The organism is Streptomyces sp. NPDC002309 (assembly GCF_053593375.1).
Genome location: NZ_JBSFCI010000044.1, coordinates 1 through 12654, shown reverse-complemented (window position 1 = coordinate 12654; position 12654 = coordinate 1). Strand labels below are relative to the sequence as shown.

5 protein-coding genes and 2 pseudogenes are annotated in these 12654 nt (G+C 67.4%); 6 read left to right on the top strand and 1 reads right to left on the bottom strand.

Annotated elements, in window-relative coordinates; translation table 11 throughout:
• Positions 1 to 258 precede the first annotated feature (258 nt).
• Positions 259 to 434 (top strand): annotated as a pseudogene (locus tag ACWCPM_RS29055) (phosphorothioated DNA-binding restriction endonuclease); the annotation flags it as partial.
• Between the two features lie 601 nt (positions 435 to 1035).
• Here the strand turns inward: ACWCPM_RS29055 and ACWCPM_RS29050 are convergent.
• A complete protein-coding gene (locus ACWCPM_RS29050; RefSeq protein ID WP_450979225.1) occupies positions 1036 to 4050 on the bottom strand; it encodes a DEAD/DEAH box helicase in 3015 nt (1004 codons plus the stop codon).
• Positions 4051 to 4150: 100 nt separating this feature from the next.
• On the opposite strand from ACWCPM_RS29050, the gene ACWCPM_RS29045 reads away from it, so the two are divergent.
• From ACWCPM_RS29045 to ACWCPM_RS29025, 5 genes and pseudogenes are all read left to right on the top strand, one after another.
• Positions 4151 to 6769 carry a DEAD/DEAH box helicase gene (locus ACWCPM_RS29045; RefSeq protein WP_450979224.1) on the top strand — a complete coding sequence of 873 codons (2619 nt, stop codon included), beginning with the start codon at positions 4151 to 4153 and terminating at the stop codon, positions 6767 to 6769.
• Positions 6770 to 8212: 1443 nt separating this feature from the next.
• The gene (locus tag ACWCPM_RS29040; RefSeq protein ID WP_148837671.1) at positions 8213 to 8512 is read left to right on the top strand and encodes a transposase; all 300 of its coding nucleotides are present in this window, start codon (positions 8213 to 8215) and stop codon (positions 8510 to 8512) included.
• Positions 8509 to 9396: an IS3 family transposase gene (locus tag ACWCPM_RS29035; RefSeq protein WP_450979223.1), complete on the top strand. Its 888-nt coding sequence runs from the start codon at positions 8509 to 8511 to the stop codon at positions 9394 to 9396. Before ACWCPM_RS29040 ends, ACWCPM_RS29035 begins: the two co-directional genes overlap by 4 nt.
• 27 nt (positions 9397 to 9423) lie before the next feature.
• Positions 9424 to 11400 (top strand): annotated as a pseudogene (locus ACWCPM_RS29030) (Tn3 family transposase); the annotation flags it as partial.
• 83 nt (positions 11401 to 11483) lie between these two features.
• A partial coding sequence (locus tag ACWCPM_RS29025; protein WP_450979222.1) for a tyrosine-type recombinase/integrase occupies positions 11484 to 12654 on the top strand: 1171 nt, incomplete at its 3' end.

The window sequence follows — 12654 nt, the reverse complement described above, 5'->3', positions numbered from 1 at the left end:
AAAGCCCAGGTCAGCGTCACCGCCGGCGCGCACCGCGCGGACTTTCCCGCACCTTCCTCTACGGCAATCGCGACGTTGGAGCCGCAGTCGCCCTGCCATGGCCGAGGCCGGAGAACGCCGCTCCCAGTGGCTCGTCCACCAGGACGACGCCGCCCGGTAGGCATCGAAGGAGTTCGCGAACGTGTGCCGTGAACTCGACGTGACCAGATCGCGCGGGGCGGTCGGAACCTCGGCGGACAACACCGCCGCCGAATCCTACTGGTCCCCCAGCGCTTCGTCGGCCACAGCCAAACTGCCCGCGAGCACGTCATCGCGCTCACGGGGCGGCCGCTCTCGGAGCACAGCCGGGCTCATGCCCTGCCGCGGCCAACCACCTCGCCTGGCACATCAGCCAGGTCTTCCACGGCACTCCACGCCCTGCCACCGCGGCCTGACACACTTACTGCCTGCTGGAGGAACGCGGACTCCGCCTCTGGATCTCCGAAGCGTGCGTGCCCACATTCTCCGGCAAGCCTGCCTGCCGGAGCAGCCTCCGCAGCTCGCGGTCGGCGCCCCCGCCAACAGGCCAGAGCACTCGGAATAGGATGCAGCTCACGGGCTGATCCCGCACGGGCCGAGGGGCATTCGGTGCGGCCGGAATTCGACGCTACAGTTCCGGCACCTGCATCAACTGAGGAAGCTCAACCGAACCTGACGGTTGGGATTGTCCCTGTTGGTATCCACCAAACTCCGCAAAGACAACCGTCAGCATAGCCAGGGGTCGCCAGACTCCGTCCGGGTGGGCGGCTCTCTGCAGCACCACGTAGGAACCGGTGGTGAGGTTGTCATACGGGGCTGCTGTACCGCGAACGAACGAGCTGCTGGCGCAGCAGGGGCGCGGCCAAGTGCGCCCTCCCCAGGCTCCACGCCCCGGCCGAACGGCCTTCGCCGAACTCGGGTACTGGGGTGGGCACTCGAACTGTTACGGATCAGCATGAACTGCATCACCGCCACGCTTCACGGCATCCTTGTGATCACACAAGACCCATCTCACCCTCAAGAGGGCAGATCCGAATCGCTCAGTACAAGCGCCGCAGTGAGGATCTGCGGTGGCTTCGTCGACATCAGCTGCTGCTGGTCGAGTAGCGCGAGACGCTTTCGAAGTCGTACATCGAGCTCAAAAGCCTTTCGCTGAAGGCTCTCGGAGGACTCCTTGGGCTTCTCACCCCTGCGTTCCTTCTCGGAGGCCCCCGCAGCGTCGAGGAGCAGCCGCTCGCGCTCCGAGGTCAGGCGCTTGGTCACCAGTTCCCGCGTCTTGGTCAACTCTGCCAGGCGACGGGGCTGGACCTCGGCCAGATAGTCGGGAAGCCGGTTGGCAATGATCCAGCTGGTTGCCTTGTCTTCGGCGTCTACGAGCCAGGGAAGTCCGCATGCGACGCCGGTCGCCGCGCCGTTAGGTGCCGCAGCGCAGTCGAGGTAGGGCGCGGGGCCGGCCGGGTGCACGGTGCCGTGGCTGTCGACGTAGGCGTAGGCGAACCGTCGAGCCACCGACTCACCGGTGGCGTCCGCGACCTCTTCGACCACCCCGACGAGGAGGCGCGCTTCTTCAAGGGTGGCCGAGACGAGCACGGTGCCCTGGTTGAGGACGCCTCCGAAGCTCCGGATGATTTCGTCCATGACGGCGTCGTGCAGCGGGTGGCCGGGGGCGAGCAGGTCTGCGCGGGCGCGGTCGTCAGGATGGACGTGGCTGAGGTCGAAGGTGACGCGGTCGTACTTGGTGGCAATCGGTCCGTTGCCTGCTGAGCGGACGTGCTGGGGCACATTGGCTATCTCGTACCGCCCCTGTTCACGCTTGACGATCCGGCCACCGAGTCGGGTGAAGGCGTCCCTGAAGGTCGATTCGATGTAGTGCGGCTGAAGACGTCGGGCGCGGGCTTCGTCCATCGCCGCGCGCAGGGCGCGAAGATCGGCATCCGACAGGTGCTCCGAAGCAAGCGCTCGCTCGCCCAAAAGGCCTTTGAGGCCGTCTCCGACGGTGCTGTCGATGACGTCGTACATCCTGTCCCTGACATCTGGCTGCTCTCCGTACTGGATGGCATCGAGCAGCAGATCTCGCAGCGGGGTCTCTGCGAACGCCTCCCCCAGAACATCGAAGACCTTCCCTCCGTACGTCTCGCGCATCTGGTCGAGCTTCTCTAGCAGACGCGTGAAGACCTCGCCTTCACGGGTGTTGGAGGCGACGAGGTTCCAGAGCCGGCAAACCTCCTCCTGGCCGATGCGGTGGATGCGGCCGAAGCGCTGCTCGATGCGGTTGGGATTCCAGGGAAGGTCGTAGTTGACCATCAGGTGTGCGGCCTGCAGGTTGAGCCCTTCGCCGGCGGCGTCGGTGGCCAGCAGGATCTGAACGTCGCGGTTCTTGGTGAACTCCTCGGTGATCCGCCGCCGTTCGGCCCGGCGTACGCCGCCGTGAATGGCCTTGACAGCATGAGGCTTACCCAGGAGCGACCCGATCTTGCCCTGCAGATAGTGGAGGGTGTCGCGGTGCTCGGTGAAAATGATGAGTTTCCGAGGTCGGCCATTGGCGTCTGTCACCAGTGCGTGATCCCGGAGGAGGGCGGACAGCTCGGTCCACTTGCGGTCTGTACCTGCCTCTCGGACCCGCTGCGCCGTCTTCACCAACACCCTCAGCTCGGTGAGTTCGGCGTTGAGCTCCTCGAGCGTCTGCGCCGCCGTCGCGGCATCGAGCAGTTCCTCCTCGGCCTCCTCGATCTCTTCGGCATTGAAGTCGTCATTGTCGAAGTCGGCGAGGTCGATGGTGGGCATGCTCTCGCGCCAGGAACCGTTCAGGATCTCCTGCTTCTTGCGCTCCAGGCGCTCGGTACGCCGCACGAGGCTCTTGTAGATCGCCTCGGGACTGGAGGCCAGGCGGCGCTGCAGAACGGTGAGCGCGAAGCCGACCGTGTTCTTGCGTTTGCCACCGATGCGGTCGGCGCGGTTCATCCCCTCGCGGACATAGTGGGTGACGTCCTCGTAGAGGTCGTACTCGAGTGCCGTGAGTGTGTAGGGAACGGTCTCCGCGATGCGCTCGGGGAAGAGCTTCCTGCCCTCGAAGGTGAGCAGGTCTTCCTTGATCATGCGCCGCATGATCCCGCTGACGTCGGCGCTTCTCTTCTGCCTGCCCTCGAACCGGTCACGGTCCAGCAGGGTGAGGAAGAGCTGGAAGTCCTCCTCCTTTCCCGAGTGCGGGGTCGCTGTCATCAGGAGCAGGTGGCGAGTGATCTCGCGGAGCATCTCGCCGAGCTGGAACCGTTTGGTCTTCTCCACCTTGCCACCGAAGTAGTGGGCACCCATCCGGTGCGCCTCGTCGACGACGATCAGGTCCCACTCCGTCTCCTGGAGCTGCGCCTTCAGGTGCTCGTTACGAGAGAGTTGGTCCATGCGGGCGATCAGAAGCGGGTTGGTCTCGAAGACGTTGAGATTGAGCTGGGAGTCGATGAGCTGGTTCGTGAGCAGGTCGAAGCGGAGACCGAACTTGAAGAAGAGCTCGTCCTGCCACTGATCGACCAGGCCTCCCGGAGCCACGATGAGGCACCGCTTGACGTCATCGCGCAGCAGGAGCTCCTTGATGTAGAGCCCAGCCATGATTGTCTTTCCTGCGCCCGGATCGTCGGCGAGCAGGAAACGCAGCGGTGTACGGGGGATGAGCTCGCCGTACACGGCGCGGATCTGGTGTGGGAGCGGCTGAACGTCACTGGTCGCCACGGCGAGCATCGGGTCGAACAGACCGGCCAGTGAAATCCGCTGAGCCTCGGCGACCAGCTTGAAGTCACCTGCGCTCGCATCGAAGGCGCGACTGCCGCTGTGGGCGACGCTCAGCTTGTCCTCGTCCTTTCGGAAGACGACCCGCTGGTCGAGGCCGCCCGCCGCGGTCTTGTAAGTCAGCTCGACCGCGTTCGCACCATGCCACTGCGCGGCGATGAGAGTGACGACCTCCGCTGGCATGAGTCCATCTATCCGCAGACCCGGATTGAGCTCCTCGAGCAGCACGTACAGAACCTCCTGGTCGGCCACCTGCGAACGCCGCTCGGACGTTCCGGCAGCTTCCGGTCCCGTCGACTTTGTCAACCGGGGTCGCTAATCTTCGCAGAAGTCACACAAGTCGGCGGGGGCAATGGAGCGAGAAGAACGTCAGCACCTGCGTGGTGTGGTGGAGGAAGTCACCAGGTGGCGCAGGCTCGCGGCGGGGATCGCCGAGAGACGTGAGCTCGTCGAGGCAGCGGCGGAGGACGCCACCAGGCAGTTCCTAGGCCGAGTGGATTCTCTCGGGACCGGGACCACCGCCTGGCGCGTGCTTCAGGTCTCGCCCCCCGATGTCGGCCTGGTGACCGCCCTGGCCTGCCGTCAGGCTCTTCCGGCACTGACGAGGAATGCCCAGCAGGGCCTCCATCAGTTGACCAACGACGTCGGTCCGGCGCTGACGGCCGTCCAGGCGCTGTTCGGTGCCCGCCGGATCTTCTCGGGCAAGAGCCGCAAGGATGAAGCAGGGCAGGCTGCGGCCTACCTCATAGCCCTGCACGAGCGGGCTGCGAGCACCCGGCTCGTCACCGAGCTGGAAAGCCTGGCAGCCTGGGACAGAAAGAGCGCCTCCGCTATCGGGCTCCCGGCCATCCTCGATGACACGGTCGGCTTTGCCCACCGCCTCGGCGCCCGAGCCGAGCTCGTCGCGCGGCAGGAGCTGAACGCCGCCAAGACCGCGATCAGCGCGATCGATCGGGCCCTGCAGCGCGAGAACGAATTCAGAACAGCAGTCCATGCCGCCGGCAACGCCGTCCGACAGGCCGAGGCACGCAAGCTGGTCGCCGAAATGCCCGTCGAGCGGCTGAAGGACGCAACCAGCGGTCAACTGCGCATCACGGCACTGACCGCTGCTGGAATCGGGAATGTGCAACAGGTCCTCGACCAGAAGTCACGGATCCGATCGCTCCCTGGAGTCGGTGAGACTACGGGCAACCGGATGGTCGGCGCCGCGCGGACCATCTGGCAGACCACGCTGGACGAGATGCCGGTCCGAATCGACATCAAGAACCGATCCCACGCCACCACGAAGCTCCTCACCACAATGCGGGCCTGGGACGCGGCACGCTCGATCCGCAGCGCGACGGCGGACCTCACCGCCGCGGACGCAGTACGACCGCTCCTGCAGAGTCTTGATCCCAAGACCTCCCACGTGGTTCTCGTCCCCCAGGCCCGGACCGTCGCCGAACTGCGTGATGCGCTGGCGGCCGTCGAGCGCCGCGGAGCGGTGCTCGACGGTGGGAACAACGTCGCAGGCGGTGACCCTTGGGAGGATTTCAGCGCCCGCCCGGCCGACTACTACGCGATGCTCGCGGAGCTCGGATTCCTGGCCGACGACGCCGAGAAGAGCCAAGGCGACCTGCCAGCCGAGATCGTCGAGGCGGTCAGGGAAATCAAGCTCGACACCAGCCATCTGAAGGCGTCCCTGCGCGGGTACCAGTCATTCGGTGCCCGCTTCGCGATCGTGCAGCGGAAGGTCATCATCGGCGACGAGATGGGTCTGGGAAAGACGGTCGAATCACTCGCCGTGCTCGCCCACTTGCGCGCCAAGGGCTCCTCCCACTTCCTGGTCGTATGCCCGGCCGCCGTCGTGACCAACTGGGTGCGCGAAATCCAGGCCAAGTCCGATCTGCGCGCGTACCGCCTGCACGGGCCCAGTCGCGATGACGCGCTGAAGTCCTGGATCCGCCACGGTGGAGTCGCGGTCACCACTTACGACATCCTCGGCTGGCTGGAAGGGCGGTTTCCCGAACGCGCCGAACCTGCATGCCTGGTGTTCGACGAAGCGCACTACATCAAGAATCCGGACGCCAAGCGAGCCCGCCGCTCCACGGCCCTGATCCAACGTTCGGATCGAGCGGTCCTCCTTACCGGCACACCGCTGGAGAATCGGATCGAGGAATTCCGCAATCTCGTCGGCTACCTCCGGCCAGACCTGTCGATCAGTGCCTCGGAGATCGCTCCTCGCCAGTTCCGCAAGCAGGTGGCGCCGGCCTACCTGCGGCGCAATCAGGAAGACGTCCTCACCGAGCTCCCGGAACGGTTCGACGTCGACGAGTGGATGCCGATGTCCAGCGCCGACGAGCAGCACTACCGAGCGGCTGTCGTCGAGGGCAACTTCATGGCCATGCGCCAGGCCGCGCTACGCGCAGGCGCCAAGTCCGAGAAGATGCAGCGCCTCATCGACATCGTCCAGGAGGCAGAGGACAACGAGCGTAAGGTGCTGGTCTTCTCGTACTTCCGTGACGTCCTCGATGAAGTGGCGTCGGTCCTTCCGGGGAAGGTGTTCGGGCCCCTTACCGGCGCCGTTCCCGCCGCGAAGCGACAGAGCATGGTCGACGAGTTCTCCCAGGCCCGCCACGGGGCAGTCCTCGTCGCACAGATCGTGGCAGGGGGCGTCGGTCTGAATATTCAGTCGGCATCCGTCGTCGTGATCTGCGAGCCCCAGCTCAAGCCGACGACCGAATGGCAAGCCATCGGCCGGGCCCACAGGATGGGGCAGCTGGAGTCGGTACAAGTACACCGCCTGCTCTCCGAGGAAGGCGTCGACCAACGCATCATCGAGATCCTGGCACGCAAGAACCAACTCTTCGCGGAGTTCGCCCGCGTCTCCGAAACCGCCGACAGCGCCCCGGAAGCATTCGACATCACGGACGCCGAGCTGGCACGGGAGATCGTGGCAGCCGAGCGCGAGCGTCTACTTTCGGGCGGCTGACGGTCACAAAACACGGAGCGACACCGCCCGCACGAGGAGTAGTGGGCGAAGGTACGCGCCTTCCGTCGGCCGTCGCGCAGGCGGCCGACGGCAACGCTCAGACGGCTGCGACGAGCCCCACGAACCGCGACCACTCCTCCGGTTCGACGGCGTACGTCGTCACGGCCGGGGGCCCGACCCGGGCCTCCTTCTCGTGCGAGCTCGTCGCCACCCGGCTGAAGCGCTACCGCACCACCCGGCCCCAGCACCTGCCCTGTAATGGGCGTCCGGGGTGATTATCCGCTGGCACAAAGCGCGTTGGCACTGCGCCTACACGGCGTCTCAAAAACAGCGAAGTCCATGACCGTACCCGCCCGCAGCAAGACCGACTGAGCCGAAGTCTCCCCCGGCCCACATGAAGCAGCGCGTGGTGATCTTTCCACTCACCCGCCCGGGTAGCGATCCCACCAGTACGGATCCCAGCCGGCGACGTACTCGCTGCCGCTCGGCGAGTCGACGATCTCACTCAGCATGCCGCGGGCCAAGGTGTCGAGCACCCACGCCAGTTCATGGCGACTCACCAGGTCTACGGGCAGTGCCTCAAAGCCGTGCACAGCACCGAGCAGCGCCCCAGTCACGCAAGCGCCGGAGGCGCCGTCCGACGCGCTCGTGGCGAACTGCAGGGCACCCCTGAGCGCAAGGACGAGAGCGCGTGGCTTTCTCAGTGCAGTTGGCCCCACCTCTTCCGGCCCGACTCGGACCCACTCAGATGTTCGACTTCGGTCTGAACTGGTTCCACCTGAGGACGCTTCCGTAGGTGGTGGGCGGGGCCGTTCCGGTCCGGAACTGGGGGTGTCCGGGTTGGGCGGGTCCAAGTCAGGCCGGAGTAGTGGGGCCAAGTCGCAGCGAGAAAGCCAAGCGCGGCGATCTTCGCCTCTATCGCTTCCCGCACCGCACAGTCAGAGCGGTCAGTGGCGTCATGCTTCTGCGGCGGGTTGGTGAGGCAGTGGTGGACCAGAACGGCTGCCTGGGCGGCAGCGGACTGCGCGGTCGACTGACCGAGGGTGAGTGCGGCGAACTCGCCCGCTTGCCTGGCCCACGCGATTCGGCGACGGCGACCGGAAGGGTCCGCGTCACTGTCTGGCAGCCCCGACTGGTGGTGGCTATCCGGTCGTAGGGATCCTCGATCCGCGACAGGGGCGCCACCGTCGCCGGAGCGCTGCCACGCCGTTCGCCCAGCACGGGTACGTCGGCGAGCCAGCCGTCAGGCCACGCCTCTCCCACCCATCTCCGAGACCCCGGATGGGCGGCGTTTGGTGGTGCAGCGCAAGCAGACCGGCAGGGCAGCCAGGCAGACCGTGACGAGTACAAACGTCCAGACATTCAATGGGACCGCTGAGCCTTCCCCTTGATCGTGGACACCTGGAGACTGGGATCTTGAGGTTCCAGAGGAAGTAGCACCAGGTGGGAAGCAAGTACACGAAGCGGTACACCGAGGAGTTCAAGCGGGACGCGATCGCGCTCGTCGACTCTTCGGGTAAGACGGTCACCGCGGTTGCCCGGGAGCTCGGGATCAGCTCGGAGTCCCTGCGCGGTTGGTACCGGCGGGCAAAGGCGGATCGGGGCGAGGGTGCCCCGGGCGAGCTCACGACGGCCGAACGCGAAGAGCTCAAGCGGTTGCGTCGGCAGAACGCCGAGCAGGCCAAGACGATCGAGGTACTGCGAAAAGCCGCGGTCTTCTTCGCGAAGGAGAGCGACCGGTGAACGAGACGTACGCGTTCATCGAGGCGGAGAAGACCACCCACGGCGTCGCTTTCCTGTGCCGGCTGCTCAAGGTAGCCCGCTCCTCCTTCCACGCCTGGCTTGCCGCGGCCAAGACCCGCTCGGCCCGCAAAGTCGCCGACGAGGCCCTGGCCCACGAAATCACCGTCCTCCACGTCGCCTCCCGCCACACCTACGGGGTCCCGCGCATCCATGCCGAGCTGCGGCGCCTGGAGCGAGGCGTGAACCGCAAGCGGGTCGCCCGCCTGATGCGCGAGCACGGCATCCAAGGAGCCCACCGCCGCAGGCGACGGTCGCTGACCCGGCCGGACAAGAAGGCGAAGTCGGCCCCCGACCTGATTGGCCGCGATTTCCACGCCGAGACGCCCGGCACGAAGCTGGTCGGCGACATCACCGCTCTGCCCACCAGGGAGGGCTGGCTCTACCTCGCCTGCTGGCTGGACTTGGCCACCCGCGAGGTCGTCGGCTACTCGATGGCCGGCCACCACCGCGCCGAGCTCGTCGTCGACGCGCTGAAGATGGCCGCCGGACGTGGTCGTCTCCAGTCCGGCTGCATAGCGCATTCGGACCGCGGCAGCGAATACACCAGCAGCCACTTCCGCCGCCACATACGCGAGTTGGGTCTCCGGCAAAGCTGCGGACGGACCGGATCTTGCTTCGACAACGCCGCCGCGGAGAGTTTCTGGGCCTTGCTCAAAGAAGAGATCGGCACCCGGCTCTGGCCCGACCGGGCCACCGCCCGCGCCGAGGTCTTCGACTTCATCGAGACGTTCTACAACCGCCGTCGACTGCGCAAGCACAAGGTCTTCGGCTACCTCACCCCGGCCGAGACCCGACAGCGGCACCAACACGACCTCGCAGCATAAAGATCGAGTGTCCAGGATCACGGGGAAGCTTCAGGACCGGTGGCCCTGTTCAACCACGCTGTGACATGGCTGCGGAAGAACCGGGTGCTGCTGCCGGGCGTCTCGGTGCTGGCCCGGCAGGTCTCCGAAGCCCGTACGGCGGCCGAGCGGCGCGTGTACGAGGCGGTGGCCAGGGCGACGTTCCGCGCCGATCCGGTGCTCGCGCCGGCCTTGGCGGAGCTGCTGGTGGTGCCGGAGGGCAGGCGGGTCTCGGAGCTGGAGCGGCTGCGGACACCGCCCGTGAAGTCGACGGGCACGGCGATGGTGCGGGCGATGGAGCGGGTGGAGGAGATCTCCTCGTTCGCGCTGGGGCGGGTGAACCTGTCGCGGGTGCCGGTAAACCGGCTATCCGCGCTGGCCCGGTACGGGCAGCTGAGCAAGGCGCAGACGATCGAGCGGGCGCCGGAGCCGCGGCGGACCGCGCTGCTGACGGCGGTGGTGCGCCAGCTGGAGGCGCAGGCGGTCGACGACGCGCTGGACCTGTTCGCGGTGCTGATGGCGAACCGGCTAATCAGCCCCGCGCGGCGGGCCTCGGACCGCGAGCGGCTGGCGATGCTGCCGCAGCTGGAGAAGGCGGCCCGGATCCTGGCGAAGGCGTCGAAGATCCTCACCGAGGAGCTCGACCTGGTCGCCGAGCATGAGGCGGACCTGGACGTCGCCGCGCTGTGGGCGGCGGTCGAAGAGGCCGTGCCGCGTACGGCGGTGGCCGGGGCGGTCGCGACGGTGGAGGCGTTGGTACCCGAGGACGACGGCTCGGCCGAAGCCGCGATGCGGGAAAGGCTGGCTCTGCGCTACAACACCGTGCGCCCGTTTCTGTCCCTGCTGGGCGAGTCGGACGCGCTGGACGCCGCCCCGGCCGGACGGCGCATCCTCAAGGCCGTGCGCCGCCTGCCCGCGCTCTCGCGGCGCCGGGTCAAGGACCGGCCGCTGCTGCCCCGCGAGGTCGACGCCGAGCTGGTCCCGGCGATGTGGAAGCGCGCGGTGTTCTCCAACGCCAAGCTGCCGCAGGGCGCGGTCGACCGCGACGCGTACGTGGTGTGCGTCCTGGAGCAGCTGCACCGCGCCCTGAACCGGCGCGACGTGTTCGCTGCCCCGTCGAACCGGTGGGCGGACCCGCGCGCCCGGTTGCTGGACGGGCCGCGGTGGGAGGCAATGCGCGCGGACGTGCTCGCGGGCCTGTCCCTGACCGAGGACGCCGAAGAGCACCTGGCCCAGCTCACCCAGGGGCTGGACGCGGCGTGGCGGCAGACGGCCGACCGCCTTCAGGAGGCCGGCGCCGACGCGAAGGTGGAGATCGTCGTCCCCGAAGGCGGCGGACGCGCCCGCCTGTCGGTGGACAAGCTCGGCGCCGTGGGTGAACCAGAGTCGCTGACCTGGCTCAAGGCCACCACCGAGGCAATGCTCCCAAGAATCGACCTGCCGAACCTGCTGTTCGAGGTCCACTCCTGGACCGGCTTCCTCGACGCCTTCGGCCACGTCTCCGAGCGGCGCACCCGCATGGAGGGCCTGCTCGTCTCCCTGGTCGCGCTGCTGGTGGCGGAGAGCTGCAACATCGGCCTGACCCCGGTCATCGACCCGGAGAACAAGGCGCTGACCCGCTCGCGCCTGTCCCACGTCGACCAGAACTACCTGCGCGCCGACACCATCGCCGCGGCGAACGCCGCGCTCATCACCGCCCAGTCTCGCATCGAGCTGGCCCAGATGTGGGGCGGCGGGCTGCTCGCCTCCGTCGACGGCCTGCGGTTCGTCGTCCCCGTCAAGAGCATCAACACCGGCCCCTCGCCCAAGTACTACGGCTACAAACGAGGTGTGACCTGGCTCAATGCAGTAAACGACCAGGTCGCGGGGATCGGCGCGATGGTCGTACGCGGCACCCCGCGCGACAGCCTCTACACCCTGGACACGCTGCTGAACCTCGACGGCGGGGTGAAGCCGGAGATGGTCGCGACCGACAACGCCTCGTATTTAGTTACATGGACACCTTGCCCCTCGTTGAGGGTCGGGGGCGGCCGTCCGGGCTGTCGGGTGCGACGGCTCAGGGAGTATTTGTGCGGGTACAACAGCAACGGCAGGAGGACGGCTCGACCCTGGTCGAACTGCTCGACGAGGACGGGACGCCGGTCGAGGTCGTCGCCGGATTCCTGCGGTTTCTCGGCGCGCGGGACTGCTCGCCGAACACGCTGATCGCGTACGCCTACGACCTTCGGCACCTGTGGCGCTTCTTCGCGAGCAGGGATCTGACCTGGGAGCGGTTCGGGCCACCGGACGCGGTGGCGTTGCTGGAGTACTTGCGCTCGGTGCCGTCCCGCCGCCCGCGTCGGCGGATGACGCTGTCGGTGGTGACGATGGCCGCTGACGGTCCGGCGACCAAGCTCGCGGGCAGCACGGTGAACCGGATTCTGGCTGCGGTGTCCTCGTTCTACGAGTACGCGATCTTGTCCGGGCTGCTGGAGCGGGCCAACCCCATCGAGAAGCGTCCGGACCCTGCACTTCTGCACGTCTCCGAGCGGCATCGCCCGTTCATGGGACGGGCCAGCCGCCAACGGCCGGTCCGCCGGGCCGTGCGCGTCAAGACCGTCCAGCAGGTGCCGCGGCCGCTGGAGGACGGCCAGGTCGAGTTGCTGCTCGGTCAGCTTCGCGGGCTGCGGGACCGGGCGATCGTGTTGCTGATGCTCCACGGCGGGCTGCGGCCCGGCGAAGTGCTTGGCCTGCACCTGGACGACCTGGCTTACGGGCGGCGGCGCGTCGTGGTTCGGCATCGCGACGACCACCCCAAGGGTGTCCGGTCGAAGTCCCGGGTCGAGCGGGTCGTCGACCTGCACGAGTCCGCGACCCTGGCGGCGGTCAGCGCCTACGTGATGAACGAACGCCCCGACGACGCCGACACCCGGCTGGTGTTCCTAATCGGTGGCCGCGGAACCAGACGCCTGGAGGCGCTGGGCTACGACGGCTTGGTGCGGATGTTCTCCCGGGCCTGCACCCGGGCCGGCATCCGCGAGCCCTGGGTAACGCCCCACGCGCTGCGTCACACGCACGCGACCGCGATGTGGGAGGGCGGCATGCGCGAACTGACCTTGCAAAAGCGCCTCGGTCACGCCTCGCCCGAGTCCACGCGTCTTTACACCAACCCTCGGGAATTGCATCAGACGGGCGAGAAGCCGCAGGTCGCCAGGTCACGGCGAGGGCTTGAAGGACTCCGAGGCTACTACGAGCTAGCTG

Excerpts from the sequence above, each read along its gene's own strand:
- ACWCPM_RS29045 (WP_450979224.1), top strand. The coding sequence starts at position 4,151 with ATGGAGCGAGAAGAACGTCAGCACCTGCGTGGTGTGGTGGAGGAAGTC.